Source organism: Polynucleobacter sphagniphilus, assembly GCF_029892205.1.
Classification (GTDB): domain Bacteria; phylum Pseudomonadota; class Gammaproteobacteria; order Burkholderiales; family Burkholderiaceae; genus Polynucleobacter; species Polynucleobacter sphagniphilus.
In genome coordinates this window covers 83610-104209 of sequence record NZ_JARXVX010000002.1, presented here as the reverse complement: position 1 = coordinate 104209, position 20600 = coordinate 83610, and the positions used below count along the sequence as shown (strand labels likewise).

The 20600-nt window shown below is 40.9% G+C and carries 14 protein-coding genes; 7 read left to right on the top strand and 7 right to left on the bottom strand.

Translation table 11 applies throughout. The features are described 5' to 3' along the window. The first annotated feature begins 60 nt into the window (after window positions 1–60). A complete protein-coding gene (locus M2125_RS04830; protein WP_280742598.1) occupies window positions 61–1611 on the top strand; it encodes a hypothetical protein in 1551 nt (516 codons plus the stop codon). Window positions 1612–1630: 19 nt separating this feature from the next. On the opposite strand, the gene M2125_RS04825 is transcribed toward M2125_RS04830, so the two are convergent. From M2125_RS04825 to M2125_RS04810, 4 genes are all read right to left on the bottom strand, one after another. Next, window positions 1631–2251: a hypothetical protein gene (locus tag M2125_RS04825; protein WP_215348707.1), complete on the bottom strand. Its 621-nt coding sequence runs from the start codon at window positions 2249–2251 to the stop codon at window positions 1631–1633. After that, window positions 2251–2718: a hypothetical protein gene (locus M2125_RS04820; RefSeq protein ID WP_215348709.1), complete on the bottom strand. Its 468-nt coding sequence runs from the start codon at window positions 2716–2718 to the stop codon at window positions 2251–2253. The genes M2125_RS04825 and M2125_RS04820 overlap by 1 nt, the downstream gene beginning before the upstream one ends. A gap of 311 nt (window positions 2719–3029) precedes the next feature. After that, entirely contained in the window at window positions 3030–5387 is a 2358-nt protein-coding gene (locus M2125_RS04815; protein ID WP_280742595.1) for a VIT domain-containing protein, read from the bottom strand. Beyond that, complete coding sequence (locus M2125_RS04810; protein WP_280742594.1) at window positions 5384–5791, bottom strand: helix-turn-helix domain-containing protein; 408 nt, start codon at window positions 5789–5791, stop codon at window positions 5384–5386. Before M2125_RS04810 ends, M2125_RS04815 begins: the two co-directional genes overlap by 4 nt. 235 nt (window positions 5792–6026) lie before the next feature. On the opposite strand from M2125_RS04810, the gene M2125_RS04805 reads away from it, so the two are divergent. Genes M2125_RS04805 through drmB form a run of 6 tightly spaced genes read left to right on the top strand, consistent with a single transcriptional unit; the run spans window position 6027 to window position 18283 of the window. After that, window positions 6027–8126, top strand: coding sequence for an AIPR family protein (locus tag M2125_RS04805; protein WP_280742593.1), 2100 nt, complete (start codon window positions 6027–6029; stop codon window positions 8124–8126). Between the two features lie 7 nt (window positions 8127–8133). Then, window positions 8134–9138, top strand: a complete 1005-nt coding sequence (locus M2125_RS04800) for a hypothetical protein (RefSeq protein ID WP_280742592.1) — start codon at window positions 8134–8136, stop codon at window positions 9136–9138. 7 nt (window positions 9139–9145) lie between these two features. Continuing rightward, complete coding sequence (locus M2125_RS04795) at window positions 9146–10741, top strand: hypothetical protein (RefSeq protein ID WP_280742591.1); 1596 nt, start codon at window positions 9146–9148, stop codon at window positions 10739–10741. Next, complete coding sequence (locus M2125_RS04790; RefSeq protein ID WP_280742590.1) at window positions 10729–12492, top strand: nuclease-related domain-containing DEAD/DEAH box helicase; 1764 nt, start codon at window positions 10729–10731, stop codon at window positions 12490–12492. Before M2125_RS04795 ends, M2125_RS04790 begins: the two co-directional genes overlap by 13 nt. Further along, complete coding sequence (locus tag M2125_RS04785; protein WP_280742589.1) at window positions 12493–16131, top strand: helicase-related protein; 3639 nt, start codon at window positions 12493–12495, stop codon at window positions 16129–16131. It abuts the gene before it with no gap. Continuing rightward, entirely contained in the window at window positions 16124–18283 is a 2160-nt protein-coding gene (gene drmB, locus M2125_RS04780; protein WP_280742588.1) for a DrmB family protein, read from the top strand. Before M2125_RS04785 ends, drmB begins: the two co-directional genes overlap by 8 nt. A 13-nt stretch (window positions 18284–18296) precedes the next feature. Here drmB and M2125_RS04775 read toward each other — a convergent pair whose 3' ends face one another. From M2125_RS04775 to M2125_RS04765, 3 genes are all read right to left on the bottom strand, one after another. After that, window positions 18297–19658 (bottom strand): DNA cytosine methyltransferase, encoded by a 1362-nt coding sequence (locus tag M2125_RS04775; protein WP_280742758.1) that lies wholly within the window; start codon window positions 19656–19658, stop codon window positions 18297–18299. 188 nt (window positions 19659–19846) lie between these two features. After that, window positions 19847–20164: a hypothetical protein gene (locus M2125_RS04770; RefSeq protein WP_280742587.1), complete on the bottom strand. Its 318-nt coding sequence runs from the start codon at window positions 20162–20164 to the stop codon at window positions 19847–19849. Window positions 20165–20240: 76 nt separating this feature from the next. Beyond that, complete coding sequence (locus M2125_RS04765; protein ID WP_280742585.1) at window positions 20241–20441, bottom strand: helix-turn-helix transcriptional regulator; 201 nt, start codon at window positions 20439–20441, stop codon at window positions 20241–20243. Between the last annotated feature and the right edge of the window lie 159 nt (window positions 20442–20600).

The window sequence follows — 20600 nt, the reverse complement described above, 5'->3', positions numbered from 1 at the left end:
TGTTTGAGTCATTGATAGCGGGTAATATTTGGCAATCCTTTCTCTTTTTGACAATTAAAAATGAAAAAAAGTAAGTCCTTTAAATCCTTAAGCGACCTAAAGGATGTTGATCTTTTCCGATCAAGTGAAAAGGTGGTTGGTTCTGATGTTAAAAATTCTGCAAAGACTAGCACAGAGGTTATTGCGTCACATCCTTTGACCACAAAACCCATAACAATTGAAAAAGAGCCAGTCTTTCAAGATACTATTTTGGGGACTGTTGAGCAGGAAGATTCATATCAGCAGAGAGTGAGGTGGATTAGCCGTCGCGAAGAAGAGGTATCAGTTGGCGAATCATCTCTTATATTGTCTAAAAGAGCCTTGGAGGCTGAAAAAAATGAGCTAACAAAAGCACGAGAAAAACTCGCAGCTGAATTTAGGACTCATGAAAGACAGTTAGAAAAGCTTAATCAATTAGATGCTATAGCGGCAGAGTTAAACGCAAAGAGAGCCAATCTTCATGCAAAAGAGGTTTCGCTAACTACCAAGTCGGTACTTCTAGAGTCTAAAGAACGCGATATTAAAAAAGAATTGACGCTCTCAAAGAAGGCAGAACAACATGCCATCAAGGAGAATATCTCGCTTAGTATGGCGCTTGAGAGGCAGGGTAAAAAGCTAAAAGAGGTTTTGCTTGAATCCCAGAAAACCATCAAGATTATTGAACTTCAAAAGCAAGACGTAAAAGAAGCTAAAAAAGAAATTTCGCAACTACAAAAGCAGATTAATTTACTCGAGCAGAAAGCTCAGGAAGTTTCTGGCGGAGTTAAAATCAAACTAGACAACTGGGATTTTGTTGAGTTTTTAATTAAAAATGGATCTACTGCTGCACAACTTGGTTATGCAGGGAAAAAGATAGCTATTTGTGGTGATGGCCCTTGGGTAAGAAAAGATTTTGAGACGATCCTCAAGTTAAAAGGTTTCATACCCGTTGACGCTCCAAATAATCAGGCCGAAATTGCTATTATTGGTAGGGACTTTGATGAGCAAGAGGTTGAGGGGCAGTTAATAGCAAGGCAGCATAAGCAGATTCATTTCTATTCTCAAGAACTGTTAATTTCATCAATTGCTGCCAAACAAAATCCCTTAAATTCCCCCGAGTCATACGAAGATTTGCTAAACGAGTTTTCTCAGGATCATCCCGGCTTACTTTTTTTAATGGAAAATTTTGAATTTCCATGGCCGCTCGCAAATATTTCAGATAGTGTTGCGCTAGTTTTCGCTAGCGATGGATTGGTTGATCAATCACCTCTAGTAAGTGTTGGCTATAGGGTGGGTGTTGAAAGGGGTCTAGATCAAGACTCCAGAAGAAATATTTTAAGTAATTCTTTTGCCGGTACGTATGATCATTTAAAGAGATGGTATGTCGACTCAGATGAATACATGGCTAGATGGGGTAAGCCAAACTCACGTAGAAGATTGTTCCAGATGTCACACCACATACATGCGCTAATACTTAATAGACGCAGCAACCCATCAATGAAATACGCAGTCCAAGACTGGAAGGATGACTTGGTTTGGTTAAAGAAATTTTATAAACCTTATATGAGTTTTAAGTGGCCAATCTTAAAGTAGTTCGTCGTATTAGCTTGGGTTAGTCAGACTCGGTTATAAATTCAGCCAATATCTTTCCATCTCGCACCTTAGCAAACCCTCGAATTTCTGAGGCGCATTCCCTCTGATACTTACCAGTTTTACTGCCTTTTGGTATATGAAAAGACCACATCTCATCCGCATCATCTGTCATATCAGCTAGAAAATTACCCCAGGCTTTATTGAGGTGACCAAAGGGTAGGGGTGGAACAGTTCTTAGTGGATCGATCACATAACTGGCGATCTCTGCATCTACAGGATTAACCTGTATAACTAAGTATTCGGGCGCGCAGTCAAAGTCGGGTTTATTTCTTTCAATCTCAAGAGCGGCTTCTTTGCGAGATTCAAAAATGGCCCAGATTCCAAATAAAGGCCAGCCAATTGCAACGCAAATAATAGCAATCGCATAAACCAATACGTTCAGCACACGATCGACAATACTTTTCTCTTTACCTAGGGCGCGTAATAGATCGGTGGCAAATTGAGATGGGCGATTACGATATTCTTTAAAGAGATGAAAGGATGCATAAGATAGTCCAGGAGCGGTATAGATACCAAGCAGCTGAAGCCTAGAGAGTCCAAAAAGACTAATTTCTGATAAGAAATCAATGAACGAATTCACTATCCACCTCTTCTTAAGAAGGGCGGGTAGTCTTTTTCGTCCTTTGGTTTGAGCGCTTCGTTATGGCGGGCATGCTTATTGACCAAAACACCTTGCTTGAATTCCATTAAAAGATCGTATTCATAGGTACTGGCATAGCCCCCATGAACGTAGTTAAGCAACTCTCCTTGGGGGCAACGTAATTCGCCATTGAACCAATGTGCAAAGATCTTCTCGTATCCGGGGAAGACGTCTGACAGACCGATAATCTTTTCATAGGTCTTATGCGCGGATAGCTGAACAAGATATAAACGCTCAACTCCTGATGTTTCGATAATTTCCCAAGTTCCTACATAACCGCGCCAATTTGCAGTGTGAGGAGAAACAAATGAAATTCCTGTTTGTCTTAAATATAGCGATAAGGGATTGCTAAAAAGAGAAATTTCTTTCCCGCCATAGATGAGCCTTTCGGATACTTGAGCCGTCATGAATCCTCCAAAATAATGACTCATTTATAAGAAGTCAGTAGCTCATAGGCTGGGCTACTAAATATTTAATTACTTAGATCTGAATTTTTTTTTGCAAAGAAAATGCCGGTCTTTCCCGGCTGTCAGCTTGCTCGTACCCGAAAGGAGATCTCAAGGAAATGAGAAAAAAGAGTACACAAGTAGATATGGTTTTTTCAATGAAAAGACAATGTCTTCCGGCTTTAAGGCACTCATACCTGATCCTCTTGGCCGATACAAATATCAAACAATCAACTAAATCAACAACCTAGCACTACCCAACGCACAGCAAATCATGACCCCCAGAATTTAGGCTTAAGTAAATCAAATACTCGGTTAACCACATCTAAGCCGGTATTAAATAGCTTTGGATCTAATTCATTCACCAATAACTCAATGGTCTCTTTTGTTTTTTCATTCCAAGTAATGGCATCAGATAATTTAAACAAGATCCAAGACATTACGATGGTCCAGGCCTGCTCGCTACTCATAGACTCCTGAAGCTTATCGAGGGCATATTTGAGTTCATCGCTTAATAGGTGGCTTTCTGCCGACTTCACAAATGAAGAAATTTGATTTCTATTTTGCAGATCATGATTTGCAAGCGATGCAATATCCTGTGGCAGTAGAGAAACGACCTTAGCTGGAGCAGCCTGGTCATTTTCGGCCCGACTTCTTAAGAACGCAGGTATTTCGTAATAATCATCGCCTCTATCAAGCTTAGTCTTAGAGTCATACGAGGAGCCAAGAGTAGGGGCTGGAGTGCTTTCTCGGCTTGATCTAAATACTCTCGGTAAATCATATTGGCTGTAATCAACATCGCTAGAAGAGTTGCTACAAGCGCTAACCGAGGACATGGAATACTGGATACTATCTTGCATAGGGGCCATGCAGTGCAGCACTGTTTCATGAACTGTACCTGCGCCACCCCAACCAGCAGCTTGCATCTGCGCAATCTTTTGTAGCTCGGGCATATCACTGGCTTTTTCCTCGTCACTTCTTACGTGCACCAAAATACAATTGGTTTGCTCAGTTATAAGCTGATATTCCAGCGCTAAAGAAAGTTGTTTTTCTTCGGTTAGTGCGCTTAATCTTTGTGATGCGCCTAAGCGGGCAAGATTGCCGTCATTAGCTTGAGTAATTGAGTTTGCACCAACGCCAATTCGCTCAAGGCTATCCCCAAGTTGATAGCTTAAGTGTGCAGGCTTGTTTGGAATGTTTTTGAATCCCGCAAATACGTGATGAGTATTGCCGCTGAAAATGGCAGTGTTAGTCCCAACAGTCCATTCTGGGATCTCATTTGTTCCCCAATTGATCTCAATCTCTTTAGCTCTTGGTAGATGAATGCGATTAAACATCCGCACAATCGCTTTTTCAATATCCTCCTTAGGGGAGACTAACTCACAGGCGCCCCCAGTCATCTCAGCCAATTCGCGTAGCAATGTTTCAGCGGGAGAGGTGCCCACACCAACTGCAAATATGCGATGACCTGAGTTCTTAGCTGCGGCAATGATGTTCGAGGTATCCCAAACTTCACCATCGGTAATGAGTAAGACGTCTGCCTTTTTCTCAGTACCTTTTAATTTGAATGTAGAAAGTAGGGCATCTTCAATTTCTGTCCCGCCCATATTTGCTTCAGTGTTACTTACTAGTAATGAGGCAGTGCCAATATTGAATTGATTTACCGGTTTAAGGCTCGAGAATTCATGTTTGACCTTGCTACCAAATAGGGAGTAGCTAAAACGGTCATCCTCACGTAGGTTGCTTAAGACATGATGTAGTGCTCTCTTGGCTGATTCAATGCTATCGCCTGCCATAGAGCCCGAACAATCAACCAAAATCTTAATATCAGCACTAAGCTCTTTTTGATTGGCTAGTACGGGAGGGCAAAAGCTAGCTAATACTGTGCAGCCTTCAGGACCCATTTGCTTATCGGGGGTCACAATAAAGAAAGACTCATTTTCGAGTTTGCTTAAATTAAGAATGAAATCACGATCCAAGAAACCAGAACGCAGCAAACCTACCTCAAGACCCTTTTCATTTGTTGTTACTTGAACTTGGTGAGAAGGGCACTCAACTGTCGCTTTTTCCATGCCACCACTAAGGAGTAGGGAGAGTGAGAATGGATATTCAACTAAGAAATCTGCCTCAACCCCATGATGCTTTTTAATTCCACCTTGGCTACTATCGCCATAACGAGGGGCAATGGTAGTCGGAAGGTTTAGTCTTACATGACCTTCTTCAAATCTCAGTAATTGAGAATAGGTATATTCAATAACAGCTTCTTCTTTGGGCTTGAGACTGCCTAAGTTGACGGTATAAAGTCCATCAGAATTTTTCTCCAGCATGATTGGCGCATCACCTTTGCTGATAGCCTTTTCATACTGCTCTTCAGCGTCTTTCTTCTCCGTTATGACACCGCTTAAGCGCTTACCACCCATCTCAACGCTTAAATCCATGAAGGTAGCACCCCAACCCATAGGGAAGGTATAAACAGTCTCTAAGGTTTTCTTGGTGGTGTTTTTATATTGCTGGCGAATAGTCATCTCTAATAGAAGGCCTTGTACCTTGCCTTTTGCGCTAACGGATTGCAATGCCATTTGCTCGCCATCATCAGTACTTAAGCCAACTACTTCATCCAATTCAATCATTGCGAATCCTTTTTTACTTGTTCATATGCCTGCAGTACGCCTTTTAAGAACTGGCGTAATTGCTCAGGGCTAAGTTCAGCTGTTTCTGGTGATACCTGCAGCTCAATACCATCTGCTACCCAAAGGTGGCTTCGCACTTCCACATGGCCTGGTCTCTTAGACCTTTCAGGCAGGGCAAGGGGTTCGCCGGATAGCACTTCACGAATTCGTTCAAGCGATATCCCGGATTCAGATAGCTGCTTAATACGAAGGATCTTCTCAAGGTGGGGGCTCACATAATGAGCTGCCCGGGTTTGTCCTATTGGCTTATCTACCAGGCCTATTTGGATGTAATAACGTAAAGTCCTGGAACTTAGGCCTGATAGGGCGCAAAGCTCTTCAAAGGTGTATTTTTTATCTTCCATGAGTATATATTAACACAATAACTGTTAATATATACTGTAAATATAAAAATATCTACAAATGCTTGAATGGCCTTTCATAGCTCATTAAGCGAGCTAGTGAAGACTTAGCCTGTTTTTGGCATATGGCGTCAATTAAGGCCGCTTTGTTAGTATTGCTAATTAGAAGTAATTTTTATGATTTAGTGCCTTGAAATGTAGTTTTTTGTAACTTCAGATAACTTTAAATTGGACTGCAATGGAATTAGTTGAATTTCGTGATGATTTTCTCGAGGGGGTTCGCTCTCGGGTCACCAATCACTCACTCACGAGTGACTCTGCCTTTGTCTACGAAGTTTCCGATCGCCTATCAGAGGCTGAAGAGTTTCAAGATTTCATCCCATGCCAGTACAGCGGAACAGGCCTTAGAAATCGGCTAATACGTATTGATGGTTTTGAGTTTGACGAGGCAGATAACTCCCTTAGAGTTTTAATTGCAGATTTTTCTGGCGACCCAAATTTGGAGACTGTAACCCGGACTAGGGTCGATCAAATATTTGGCCAATTGAGAGCATTTGTTGAATTCTGCTTGGCCAGCGGATTTGAAAGTATTGAAAATCCCGATGATTTAGATTCTCAGGTGCTAGCGTTTGCAAACTTAATTAAAGCATCTAAAAACTCAATCAGTAGATATCGATTTTATTTAGTAACTGACTCCGTAATGAGTGATCGCATTAAAGACCTACCGGAGGATGAGATTGATGGGGTGCTGGTTGAATATCACGTATGGGATATTTCTCGCTTATTTAATGTGGGCATGTCTGCATTAGGTACTGAAGAACTTGAAATTGACTTTACTGAGTTCACGGAGAATGGTTTATCTTGCTTGCCAGCCAGCAAGAGCGAGGATTTTGATGCTTATATGTGCGTCATACCAGGCGATGCTTTGGCGTCAATCTATGAGAAGTATGGAAGCAGGCTTTTAGAGGGTAATGTGAGATCTTTCTTAAACACCACGGGGAAGATTAATAAAGGTATTCAAGGGACGATTAGATCTGCTCCAGATAAATTCTTCATCTATAACAATGGTATTTCTGCAACAGCAACAGATGTAAAGTTGGATATTGCTAGTGATGGCCATAGGATTACTTCTGCAAAATATCTTCAGATTGTTAATGGCGGTCAAACAACGGCTTCATTATTTGTAGCTTTGAAAAAAGATAAGGCAGACTTATCAAAAATTTCAGTACAAATGAAACTAACGGTTGCTAAGGCTAGAGATAGTGATACCTTGGGCAATATGATTCAAGATATCGCAAAGTTTTCAAATAAACAAAATAAAGTAAGCGATTCTGATTTCTTCTCAAATCACCCGTTTCATATGGGTTACGAGAGGCTTTCTCGGAGAATTCTCGCGCCTGCAGCTGCTGGAGCCCAATTTAATACTTATTGGTTTTATGAAAGGGCAAAAGGGCAATATCTTAATGAGCAGTCAAAAATGACTGTGAAGCAGAAAAAAGACTACCAGCGTGAACATCCAAGATCGCAGCTTGTATTGAAAACTGATTTAGCTAAATCAGAAAATTCTTGGCGCATGCTGCCTCATATTGTTAGCTTAGGTGCACAAAAGAATTTTTCTGGAGATAAGCCTGGCACCTTTGCGCGATATATCGATGATGAATGGGGTGTAGATGGTGCTAAGTTTATTAACGATGCTTATTACCGCGATTCAATATCTAGAATTATTGTCTTTAAATTTGTTGAGAAAATGGTCTCTGATGCCGATTGGTATAAGGGAGGTTATCGAGCTCAAATTGTTACCTACACAATTGCTAAGCTAGCTTCTATGATTAAGGAATTTTCACCGGGAAATATGGTGAATTTCAAGCATATATGGAATATCCAAAGCGTATCTTCAGCAATGGCAAACCAACTAGAGCGCGTAGCTCAAGTTGTTTCCGAAACCATAAATAAGACCCCCGTTGCAAACATGGACGTTGGTGAATGGTGTAAAAAAGCTGATTGTTGGAATTCGGTGCAGCTAGCCTCAATTGAATTATCTACAGAGTTTAAGAAAGAACTCCTAAGCTCCGAAGAAAAGCAAGAAATAATGAAGGAGGGCAGAGCTCAGGGGAGGTTAGATGCAAAAATTAATGCTGAAATTCAAGTCATTACCCTAGGCGATCATTATTGGAAAAAATTACACGATTGGAGCAAGCAATTCTCGCCACTTTACGGACGTGACGAAAACTTGGTAATCGCTGCTTCTCGAAAGGGCTGGCTTCCAAGTGATAAGCAGGCAAAAGAGTTATTGCGCATCGAGGCGGAGATGATTGAGTTGGGGTTTGTATCTAAATAAATTGCCAGTGGAAATAGAAACTTTTGACTCTCTAATTGGCTTTCGGAAGCCGCTATATATTTCAGATAAAGCTAGGATTAATATTGCCGGTGATCTGATAGAAGAATGGGCAAAGGCATGTATTTATCTAGGTAAATGGGCAAAATCCCAATATAAAAAAGATACTAGGCGCATAACATTTTTGGTCCTTCCCAGTCGAGAGATTGCAACTGCGTTTATTAGTCTAGGGGCTTTGATCTCAAGCATAGGCTCATATAAAGATGGATTAAGTTGGACAAAATTTTCTACGCTTGATTCTGGTGTGGAAATTTACTGGAAGAGGGTTGAATCTGGAGATTTATTCATCGGAAAAGTGGTGGGTATAGAGTTAATTGCGTCTGAGCCCGCTATTAAATTGGAGATTACAAAATCTCGCAAGACTAAGGATGTTGGCTCCATCATCCTGATTCCTGAGGGCCAATTTAATAAATATCAATTTAGTCTGGAAAAGCCGGCATCTGCGCAAAGGGAAGTTGCAATTAATGCGAGCATCGCATTTATGGAGCATCTCTTGGGTGATGTATCTCCTGCATGGGCTAAATCGGATGGTCAGGATCTGTTACTTGTAACAAAAATGAACCAGTTTAAATCTTCGATTGATTATTTATGTGCAGGGGTTGGCGATCAGTGCGAGGACCCAATTAAATTTGAGTCCTTACTTGGTTTTGAGAAGCTTGGAGATGGTAGGCATTCAAAGATGAAAATTTCACATCCTAAAGGGGATTTAGATTCTAGCGCTGAGCTTGTAATCCTTGATGGCCCCAGCGCCTTTTCCATCAGAGAGCATATCCCGCTGAGGAGTGATCTATTAATTGTTTTCGATTCGCTAGAGTTTAATGAGAATGAACTAGAGTTTGTTAGCGAATTGGAATTAGCCGCAGAGACTGTTAATTTTAGTGATGAGTCATCTCATATCATTGCAGAAAAATTTCCAGTTGGTTTTGAGATCAGCTCATACTCGTTCTTGAGATGATAAAAATATGAGCTCTCAATATTCCCGTGCATCAAGCCGCTTTAAAAATATTACGGAATTTACTATAATTACCCATAAGGTTGAGGATGCTGTTGTTGCGGCTGTTACACGTGCAGTAATGGGTATATTTAAAAATCTTGATAAGTCAGACGAAGATGCTAAGAATTTAGTCGGATTGTTATGGGTTTTTAAGACCATATTAAATTCAACACTTGTCTCTCTTGATGATCCTGCCCTTAGGCTTAAAGAGAGATATCAAGAAATTGCATCTTTACTTAAAAAGCAGAATATTGATCCGTCTATGCTTGGCGCTCTCGAAGCTTCCATAGAGCTCTTGTGGTCTAAACATAAGAATAATAAATTTGACCGTTTATTGAGTATTTCAGAAGGTTTTTTAAGTAAATCAGAGTCAATGGGATTGGTTGGAAAAATTTTATACGGCAATGATCCGGCCTGCATTAATTTCACGATAAGTAGTTTATCTAATTATGGTTTGAAATTTAAAAATATTGAAGCAAAGCAACAGATAAAGAGCTCAATCTTTCAAAAGATATTTATCGTTTCACCCCCAATGAGAGCTTCGATGGATTTAATGAAGACCATCTTTTATTCTGGGGTAACCCCCGAAGTTAACTTACTTTTGTATGAGCATGAAAATTTTTATGCCCCATCTAGAATCGAGTTACCGATTTCTCCTAATTTTCAGCAAAGGATTCAAAAATTTAAAGCCTCGAAGATCGTGGCTTCAGTTTCTACGCCTGAAAGTAGTGATTCTGAATTAAATTCTTGGGCGGAGGAAAGTTTCTGGATTGATATTCATGGTGGAAGTCGCACCAAAACTGCGCAGTCAGTTCCTGCACATTACATACTCTTTGAAGGTGGAGAGGGTGCGTTTATGCCCGTTTCAGGAAAGGTATTACATATAGATAAAAGTACTGATTCCGTCCGTCAAGGTGAGTTTAGTTACGACTTATCGCATGTAGATATTCTAGATTTGGTTGAGGGTGACTACGTACTTCTTCGGAAAAATTCTTCGGGCTTTCTATTCAATGAAGAAGTCGATGGAATTGAAGATGAAGAAGAGGATGATGGCGTATTGGACAAAATTACTGATTGGAAGAATGCGCTTGGTGCATTGTTGCTCACTAGAGATTATTCAGAAATTGCATATTTAATGAGATCTAAAGGCGTGAATGTAGTTCCAGGTAAGATCAAACAGTGGGAGGGGGTAGATGTAATTGCCCCCAATTCTGAAGTTGAATTCCGAGCATTAATTGAGGTCCTGTGGGATGAGGGCAAGCTAAGTCTCACTGTTGGCGATATAAAGGCATACGCCACAGAGAAGTGGAGTGACATACATGACTACAGAGTTTCACGGCAAAGGGCTGGTTATAAAGCTAGGCAAACAGTATTAGAGGGGCTTCTGGAAAAAATTGAGGGTCTGGATATTGATTCAACTGACGGTGCAAAAAGCCTTGATTTACAGCTTGGCCAAAATATATTAATCAGGCGTGTTGCGTCAATTGATCAATCCATATCGTATGTATACCAGTCAAGCCTTTATAAAATTGATGATTTGAGGGGAAATAAATGGCTAAGATGATTCCTCCAACGTTTTCATCTAATACGCCCCTTGGCGAGATTGAATTTTTTAAGAAGTTAAGAGATGACCCCGGGTGCGATGGGTGGGTTGCATTGCACTCCTTAGATTTGAAGAGACATTTAACAAAAATTGAAGGCGAGTTGGATATGGTTATCTTGGTTCCGGACCAAGGAATCCTATGTATAGAGCTCAAGGGATGCGATGTAAAAAGAGTAGATGGGAAATGGATATATCCTTACGAAACTTCAATTGAGGGGCCTTTTAAGCAGGCTTCCAAAGGAATGCATTCTCTTAGGAAATATTTAATTGATAAAGATCCTATTTTTCAATCTACATTATTTTTTAGTGCTGTAATTTTTACACGCATCGATTTCGACGAAAAATCACCTGAGTGGCACCCATGGCAATTTATAGATAAAAGACTTTTTATTCGCCATCCAATTTCAGTCAATATTCTTAATATATTTAAACAGGCCAGATCTTACCTGGTCAAACTTGGTAAGGTTGCCGGATGGTACGATCATGAAAAATCAAAATTATCCAAAAACCAAATAGACCGTGCGATAGATTTACTGCGGAAAAACTTTGAATATGTAGTTTCTCCTCGTCATGATATTGAGTCCCTAGAGGGTAGCATTAAAAACTTTACCGAAGAGCAATATGTCATTTTAGATAGTCTTATTGGTAATAAGCGTCTCTTAATTAGCGGTCCTGCCGGCACCGGAAAAACATTTTTAGCTATTGAATTTGTGAGGCGTCAATTATCCGAAGGCAAACGCGTCGGATTTTTTTGTTACAACACGCTGTTGGCGGACTGGATAAAGTCCGAGATGGCTTTTGAAATTAATTTATATAGCAAATCTTTTGCATGTGGAACCTTTCATTCTTATTTGGTTTCATTGGGCCAAGAAAGTGGAAATTTAGGTCGTGCTGATAATTATTGGTCAGAACTTTTACCTCAAAAGGCGCTGGAAAAAATATTAGGTGATGAAAATTTTAAGAGTCAATTTGATGTATTGGTTTTAGATGAGGCTCAAGATTTAATTTTTAATGAAAATTACTTAGATGTCATGGATGTTTCATTAAATAGCGGATTGGCTGGTGGCTCTTGGGTATTTTTCGGAGATTTTGAGAGGCAGGCAATATATAGCGATAGCAACTCAAGCTCTAGAGAGTCGATACTTTCTGCACTAGAGGCTAGGGCGCCAAGTCTCTCCCAGTACTCCTTAAGAAATAACTGTAGGAATGCTGAATCTATCGCTGAAACCTTGACACTTACGGCTGGCATAACCCCAGGCTATAGCAAAATTCTTAATGATAATGAATCAGGTGTTGTGGATCCAAGATTTTATTCCTCAGCGGAAATTCAAGAGGGGCTGGTTAGAAAGAGGCTCAACGAATTGCTAAAGCACTTTAAACCTAGCGAAATTGTTATTTTGTCACCAAAGTCTGATGAGAAGTCATGTGCACAATCTGTTTCTTTAAAATTTCCAGAGTTGAATATTGCTCCATATAAGTCTTCCCAATCGGAGAATATTAAATTTACGAGTATTCATGCTTTCAAGGGAATGGAGGCTCCAGCTATTTTGCTTACAGATATAGATAGCCTTGATAGTGACACATACAAGGCTTTGCTGTATGTTGGAATGTCTAGAGCTAGAATAAGTTTGACAATATTTTTCTCGGAAGCATGCAGATCTCAGTATGACAAGTTGCTAGATATTGGATTAAGAAAGACTTCAAGGGCGTAAATGGGTAAATTAGAAAATCTCCAAAATCGCGACTGGCTTGCAGAGAGGCTCAGGGCTGAGATTGTTGGCCCAGATCCAGCTGGAGAGTCATGTGCATTGGATGTTGATGGCAAAGAGAAAATATTTACTTGGGAGCAGCTTAGGGCGCCAAAGAAGCAGTTAAATGGCGAAGAAATTATTTGGCAAGATCCTCCGTCAAAAAGATATGGCGCTGGAATCCTATACCCCCAAATGGTTACAGAGACGGCGGAATTAAATGAACCAAACCAGTCTATGGATGCGGCAGAGCTCCCCGAGGCTTCTGATAAAGAGCTCTCTCTTTTAAAGAAGCTTGAGGCTCAAGTTGAAAGAAATCAATTAAAGAGCCTAAAGGCTGACGATACAGAAGAGCTTGATGTAAATCTTGCCAACTCCTTCAAACCTTCGGCTATTGGGCTTAGCTTCATGGTTGATCTATCAAATGAGAAGGAAGGCCTATCGCTTGATTTGGTTTCTGTGAGCAAAATTAATAGACTTGAAAAAAAAGAAATTGCACCTGCTTACTACGTTAAGAGAGAAATTACTGTCGGCGGTAAAGAGGGGGAGGTGGGCGCGCAATTATCTAAGCGCTCCATTTGGATTAGGTCGCCATTAACTACTGCGGATGGCAGCTTTATATCCTTGGCTTTTACAAACTCTGAGTTATTGGATCCCGCCCCGTATATTTCAAAAAAAATTGAAGTGCCTGGTAAGCATCTTGAGGTCGTCTTAATTAAAAGGAAATTGCAGCAATCCGACCCTAATACAAGGCTCATAACCATTTCATTGGTGAATCGCTCCGTATCAGAAAAGTCGGTAGATGAGGTTGCTCTTTTCCAAGCAGGTATTAGGGTGAGGTGTAGTTCGGGAGTAGGAGCAATCTTATCGTACCCAGATCTTTCTATGGATTCTGGCGATGGCCTTTTGCCAAGCTCTGACGAATTGGTTAATAAATTACTTTATAGGCAGTACAAAACTTTTGCGATTGGGCATGGCTGCGCTGCTGATTGGGATGGAGTTTCTCCGGATGCAGTTTCAGAAGTATGGTCAGATGTCATGCCATCTTATGAGATACCTACCATAAGCCCGGATTTATATTTGAAGACCGAAAGTGGCCCTGTTTTATTTAGATCAAGTATGCGCAAGCTTGGCGGCCTAGAGACAGCTGACGATGGTTTTAAAGAGATTGATCAATTAATCTCTCTTTACCAACAGTGGATTGAGGGTCTTAAAAAAGGACTTATCAATCAAGACCAAAAGATAGATAGTGATTTGTATCCGACCGCAAATTACTTGCTGGATCGATGTGAGCAATGCTTAAGCCGTATAAAGAGAGGTGTAGATCTTTTAAATGGCGTTGATGAGAAGTCAAAAAGAGCTCGGCAGGCATTTGTACTTGCTAATAAGGCAATGTTAATTTCTCAATTGAGATCTGATTCTGGAGTGCGGGAGCCTGTAGCTGGTGGTAAAGGTTGGATTCCAGAGATCAAGCCATTGGATCTAATAACTCCAAATGAAAAGAGAGGGTTTTGGAGGCCATTCCAAATAGCATTTCTTTTGCTATCTCTCGAAGGTATTGTTAATCCAGATTCACAAGATAGAGATATTGTTGATTTAATTTGGTTCCCAACTGGCGGCGGAAAAACAGAAGCTTATTTGGGTTTAACGGCCTTCACTATTTTTTACAATCACCTAGCTGGCAATAAGGCCGGGGGCGTTGATGTTTTAATGAGGTACACATTGCGCCTCTTAACTGCACAACAGTTCCAAAGAGCATCATTATTATTCTGCGCAATGGAGTACATACGGAGACAAGATGTGGCCATGCTTGGACAAAAACCCTATAGCATTGGTTTGTGGGTCGGGGGTGATACCGCCCCAAATAAGAGGGTAGATGCCTTGAGTAAGTTAAAGGCGCTGCAAGCAGACTCTAGTAAAGAAAACCCCTTTATTCTCCTCAAGTGCCCTTGGTGTAGTGCGAAATTTGGCCCAGAATTGGGTAAAGAGCGCTCCCCAGTTTATGGATATAAAAAAGCGAGGTTGACATCCACCAGTCCAGAAACTGTTGTTTATAGATGCAGTGATCCTAAGTGCGACTTTAGTTCGAAGCCTGCGCAAAGTAACTCAGATCTGCCAATTGTAGTTATCGATGAGGATATATTTGATAATCCGCCTAATCTTTTAATTGGTACTGTCGATAAATTTGCCACATTGGCATGGAAGCCAGAAATTAGATCAATATTCGGGATTGACGTAGAGGGCAACCAAGTTGGAATACCGCCCTCATTAATTATTCAGGATGAGTTACATTTAATTTCCGGCCCGCTCGGGTCGATGGTAGGTTTATATGAAACGCTGATTGAGAAACTTTGTGTAGATGATCGTACATACGTTAAGCCAAAAATTGTTGCATCTACTGCAACAATTAGTCGCGCTAATGAGCAGGTAAAAAATCTATATGCAAGAGAAAACGTAAGTCTATTTCCACCATCCGGTCTTGATGTTGGAGACTCCTTCTTTTCTAGGGAGGCCCGCGATGAATTTGATCAGTTAATACCAGGAAGAAGGTATCTTGGTGTAATGGCGCCCGGACATGGTTCTTTGCAGACAACGGAAGCAAGAGTTTTTGCTACTCTTCTTCAATTTTCCGGTGCAATGAATAAGGATAATTTAGAGAAGGATCCATGGTGGACTCTACTTTGTTATTTCAACTCAATTAGAGAGCTTGGCAGTGCTGCAACCTTATTTGTATCCGATGCGCGTGACTACCTAAGAGTATTGATTGACAGGCATGGAATACCTTATAAAAATATTAGAAAGCTCTTTAATGTTACAGAGCTAACTAGCCGGATTAGGGGGGATCAAGTTCCTCAAGAGTTGGAGAAACTCAGCAAATCCCTTTCGGATAATCCTGCGAATTCTAATGATGATATTGTCGATGCTTGTTTAGCCTCAAATATTATTGAAGTTGGAGTCGATATACCTCGCCTATCTTTAATGGCTATTGTTGGTCAACCGAAAACTACCTCTCAATATATTCAAGTATCGAGTCGTGTTGGACGTGATAATGACAAGCTTGGACTTGTATGTATCCTCTATGGGCAAAGTAAGCCGCGAGACAGAAGTCACTTCGAAAGATTTAGAAGTTATCACCAAGCACTTTATGCGCAAGTAGAACCTACAAGTGTCACTCCTTTTAGCGCGCCAGCTGTTGATAGAGCTCTTCATGGAATTATTGTTGCTGCGGTAAGGCAGCTCGGGAGGATTGATCAAGAGGGTATCCATCCTTCACCTTTCCCGCTTGAGGATGGCTCCAAGCTAAAGGATCTTATTGAATCAATGATTGAAGATAGGGTTGTTGGTGTAGCGCCCGAGGAACGTGACAATGTTCTAGAAAAGATGCGGCAGCGTCTTAAGGAATGGAGAATTTGGGATCCAGCCGAGTATGGTGGCTTTGGGCTTCCACCGCAGAATGCCCCATTAATGCATCCAGCTGGGTCAGTTGAGCTGCCCGAATGGACAAATAGAAGTTGGTCAACCCTCTCGTCTCTTAGAAATGTAGATGCTAGTTGTGAAGGGGTAATAACCGGGTTTTTTAACGAAGTGGATAGTCATGAATAAACCAGTTAGAAGGTCTCAGGCAATTTCTCCATTTGGCATTGGAGCCATGGTTGACTTTCCTGGCCCTATTTCACTAATACATGCTGGGTTAGATGCTTGGCCTTTCGATCCTCTTAATCCTGACCATAGGGAGTTTATAGAGGAGGAAACGAGGCTCGCAAAGCGATTAGGCGTTGAATATTTTGTTCAGCCACCAGATTTTCGTAGGAATGAATACCGCAATACTGATAGAGGTACGGATGCTGCAAGATTGAATCTTAATTTAAAGCTTCCGTTTTTGCGCTTTCCTTTGTGGCATGTTTGCCCGAGATGCGGAAAAATGTTTGCATCTAAGTACCACCATACTTCGGCGCCTAAATGTACTGGGCTAATTGGGACCGGCAAGGATGCTGGGAAATCTCATCCGGATCGCCTCACTGTACAGGTCCGTTTTGTGGCGGCCTGTAAGCATGGTCACCTTCAGGACTTCCCTTGGTTAGAGTGGGTATTTAAAACAAATAACCCTGATTGGGATACTAATGACCCAAAGTGCTGGTTAAGGATGACGTCAAAAGGAAGTGCATCTTTAGCGGGTGTGGAGATATCAGCCGAGAGACTTATTGGCGAAAATAAAATTGAAGTTGTTGCAAAAAGATCTTTAGCCGGTGCATTTGAAGGTGATTCAGCTAGTGATGGCCCATCTGCATTTACCAAGATGAAGTTATTTTGCTCTGGCCATAATCCTGTTTTAGCTATTGGTGAAAATTCTTCTAGTGATAAGCTCGTCTGTGGTGAAAACTTATATCCACTCTTACGTGGGGCTTCAAACCTATATTTTCCAAATGTTGTTAGTTCCATATACATACCTGATGTAGATGACCGTAATCTAACTGAAGCGATGTTAGCCCTCTTGGAAGATAGGGATATGAAGGAGTCATTGATTCAGGCTGCTTTAGTTTCTGATAATGGCTTAGTGAGCGAAAAGGCGGCAAGAAATTTGCTCCGTAGATGGCATCCTGAGTTAGATGGGGAGATCAATCCTGCTGAACTTGCTAAAGCAGCTAATCTCCATGTCATTAAGCGCATTATTTTGGACAACAAAAAGATATCTAGATATTTAATTGAAAAGGTGAATATCTCTCCAAAGCAAATACTTACTGCGGATATCTTAGAGAAGGCTATCAGCAATGCGGGTCTAGATTGGGAGATAGATATTAATTTTCTATTACCAATAATTACTACAGAATTGTTTGATGGTGCAGAAAATTCTAAAGAAGAGTCTGCAGATGATGCTGATCCAAATATAGATATTGAGTATAGACATCAAGAGTATGAAATATTTTGCAGGGATGTAAATGAGGGCTATCCAAAAACAAATTTACTTATTAAAAGCTCTAAGATTTCTGAGTATGGCTCCCAGGTAAATAATTATTTTCATAGAATTTCTTTGCTTGAGAAATTACGAGAGACTAGGGCATTTGTAGGTTTTTCAAGAATCTTCCCTGAAAGTAGTCTGTCTGTTGAGGCGCAGAGAAAGCTCTTCTCTTCAAAACATTTAGATTGGCTTCCGGCAATCATCGTTAGGGGTGAGGGAATTTTCTTAAAATTTGATGATTCCAAGATTGATAAGTGGCTGGAAAAGCATGGTGCCTTTCACCAAAAGCGTATTGCAGAAATTATTACTAGGTTTGATGATTTGAGAACTAAACGTCACCAAGATCAAAAAGAGATCACGCCTAAGTTCATGATGATTCATTCTTTTGCTCATCTCCTCATCAATCAATTAATTTATGACTGTGGGTATGGGTCTGCGTCACTAAGGGAGCGAATTTATGTTTCCGATGACCCAAAATTTAAGATGTCCGGCGTCCTAATTTATACGGCTGCCGGAGATTCTGAGGGCACTATGGGTGGCTTGGTAAGCATGGGCAAGCCAAAAAATTTAGAGCAGACAATTGCTAGGGCAATTGAAAAAGCTTCGTGGTGCTCTTCCGACCCCGTATGTATTGAGAGTACCGGTCAGGGCCCAGATAACTGTAACTTGGCAGCATGTCATTCTTGCGCCTTACTTCCCGAAACCTCTTGTGAGGAACAGAATAGATTGCTTGATAGAGGCGTCTTAATTGGCACATTAGAGAATCCGAAATCTGGATTCTTCTCTGATTTATTTTGATCTTAGGGCTTAGCTATTGCAAAAATTCCGCAATAATTTTTGCAATCTTGTTGGCAAGAAGCGGGGGGACGGCGTTTCCAACCTGCCCATATTGAGACGTTTTATTTCCTTCAAAATAGTAATTATCTGGAAATGTCTGAAGTCTGGCAGCTTCTCTAACTGTTAAGCTTCGGGCTTGAGATGGGTCTGGGTGAATGTAGTAGTGCCCATCCTTGGAGATATGCGACACAATAGTTGTGCTCGGCTGATCCCCAAGCTGTACGCGAAATCGATCTTGAAATGGCGCATTTACAGAGCTAGCGTTCCGATGGTTCGGGAGTAATTTTGGGGGCAACTCCCGTATTTTTGGAGATCTTTCAAGGACTTTGGCGTAATTGGATAAAAGGAAATATCTTTGAATATCTGAGCGCATATGCGATCTGGCTTCGTGCTGAATCACACCGCTAAGTCTCGGGTCGATTAGCCAGTCGTTGAGTTCAGAGTTTTTTAGTGACCTTGGTTTACCTTTAAGGTAAGCTGCCCCAGCGCTCATTATTTCAAGACTTAACTGAGCACTTCGCTCCATTTCAGCAATTAGAGTTTTCTTCTGTTCTGGATTCCAGTCGCTAAGCATTGATTTAGTTCTTTGTACTGTCTTGCACCACTCCTTCAAAGAATCTTTTTCTTGAGAGAGTTTGCTCCGTATATGCGGCATTGATTTCAATACATCATTAACGGCCACCATTTGATGCTCTTCCTGAAGGATGCGGTGCTTCTTTTTGGCTAAATCTTTTCTCACTCCAAATAGTATGACTCTATGTCTTGCCTGGGGAATCCCATAGCGCTCAGACTCAATTATGAAGTCTTTGGGCTCAAGTTCTTCTGAGGGAGTTTCAAGGGTAAGTGATCTAATTTCATATTTCAGCCCATTTTTTGGATTGCTGAGATCTTTAATAATTTTTTTAAAAATGAGTTCGCCATTAAGCTTTGAAGAAAGAATGCCCTTTACATTCTCCATAATGAAGACTGGGGGTTCGTGCTCCTTAATGATGCGTAAGTACTCTTTATAGAGAAGATGGCGCGCATCAGATTCATATTTTTCCAGATCAGAGTTCATCATCTTTGATCTGCCGGCTAGGGAATAAGCTTGGCAAGGCGGGCCGCCAATTAAGACCCACTTTGAGTGGCCCTTAATGGCGGCCTTAATCCATTGATCAATATCTTTAGTAGAGGTGACCCCTAAAGTTTCATTCCTCGCCTCATTAGCCGCCTCACCTAGAAGGCTTGCAACTTGCTTATCTGAGTGAAACTCTTGCTTAGTTATATTCCCCGTTATGTAGTCATAGTACGAATCAGGAACTTTGTTTCCAAATGACCTGAATAGTGACCGAAGCATCAATGTTTGATGTGCCCATTGCTCTTTTTCAACGGAGAGCTTTAGTTGAAACGCACTTTTCCCCTGTTTCCTAAGGGATGAGAATCCCTCACCCAGACCTCCTGGTCCTGCGAATAGATCTATGACGGGTATTGATTGGGACATTTGAATATTTTCTGTTTCGGCCAGGTTAACACACTCTCAGAATTTTAAAGGAGACCTAGTATTCGTCTATTAAATTGAGTGCATCTCATATCGAGAAATGTGTAGACATCAAATATGTTTGGATTGTCGCCTCGATTGATGCAGGGAATATCGCTATAACTAAGGAATTGATTTGCAAGAGCCTTCGCATCCAACCCCTTGGAGAATGATTTATACAAGAAGTCATCAACAATTCGCTTGCAGGCCTCTGTAGCTTGGGATGCGCTATTAAATTCTCCTATTAGGTGCCATGGACTTGCCTCTAAAGGACCTTTATCACTGTAAACCTCTACTACATACTTTTTAGCTGTCTCAATTTGCATTGTTATCTCCTAAGTTATTGAGAATAAGAAATTAGTAGCTCATGTAATGAGCTTACCCTTAGGAGATGCCCATTTTTCAATTGGTGGATTGCTTTGTCTTTTCTCGGATAAAGGTCTGAACCTGCTCAATAGTCCAAAAAGAGGATCTCCCAATTTTGATCGGCTTTGGGAATTCGCCTTTTTGAACCATGAGCCAAAACTTAGATTTTGAAACTGGCATGACTTCCAAAATCTGTGGAATTCTCATTAAGGTTACTTCTGAATTTGAATTACTCATGACGACCTCCTTGACGGACGCGCTTCATATTTTTTCGATAAACCTGCAAAGCCATTTTTGCTGAACTCATCTTCGTGTAACCGTAAGAACGGTACAAACTGTAAAGCCGAATTGCTACCATCAAATTGTTCTCCATCTTGTCATGTTATGTATGAATAT

What these genes read in the sequence shown, in the direction of transcription:
- M2125_RS04820 (WP_215348709.1), bottom strand. Translation starts at nt 2,718, where the DNA reads ATGACGGCTCAAGTATCCGAAAGGCTCATCTATGGCGGGAAAGAAATT.
- M2125_RS04815 (WP_280742595.1), bottom strand. Translation starts at nt 5,387, where the DNA reads ATGATTGAATTGGATGAAGTAGTTGGCTTAAGTACTGATGATGGCGAG.
- M2125_RS04765 (WP_280742585.1), bottom strand. Translation starts at nt 20,441, where the DNA reads ATGAGTAATTCAAATTCAGAAGTAACCTTAATGAGAATTCCACAGATT.
- M2125_RS04810 (WP_280742594.1), bottom strand. Translation starts at nt 5,791, where the DNA reads ATGGAAGATAAAAAATACACCTTTGAAGAGCTTTGCGCCCTATCAGGC.
- M2125_RS04770 (WP_280742587.1), bottom strand. Translation starts at nt 20,164, where the DNA reads ATGCAAATTGAGACAGCTAAAAAGTATGTAGTAGAGGTTTACAGTGAT.
- drmB (WP_280742588.1), top strand. Translation starts at nt 16,124, where the DNA reads ATGAATAAACCAGTTAGAAGGTCTCAGGCAATTTCTCCATTTGGCATT.
- M2125_RS04795 (WP_280742591.1), top strand. Translation starts at nt 9,146, where the DNA reads ATGAGCTCTCAATATTCCCGTGCATCAAGCCGCTTTAAAAATATTACG.
- M2125_RS04830 (WP_280742598.1), top strand. Translation starts at nt 61, where the DNA reads ATGAAAAAAAGTAAGTCCTTTAAATCCTTAAGCGACCTAAAGGATGTT.
- M2125_RS04775 (WP_280742758.1), bottom strand. Translation starts at nt 19,658, where the DNA reads ATGCTTCGGTCACTATTCAGGTCATTTGGAAACAAAGTTCCTGATTCG.
- M2125_RS04785 (WP_280742589.1), top strand. Translation starts at nt 12,493, where the DNA reads ATGGGTAAATTAGAAAATCTCCAAAATCGCGACTGGCTTGCAGAGAGG.
- M2125_RS04790 (WP_280742590.1), top strand. Translation starts at nt 10,729, where the DNA reads ATGGCTAAGATGATTCCTCCAACGTTTTCATCTAATACGCCCCTTGGC.
- M2125_RS04805 (WP_280742593.1), top strand. Translation starts at nt 6,027, where the DNA reads ATGGAATTAGTTGAATTTCGTGATGATTTTCTCGAGGGGGTTCGCTCT.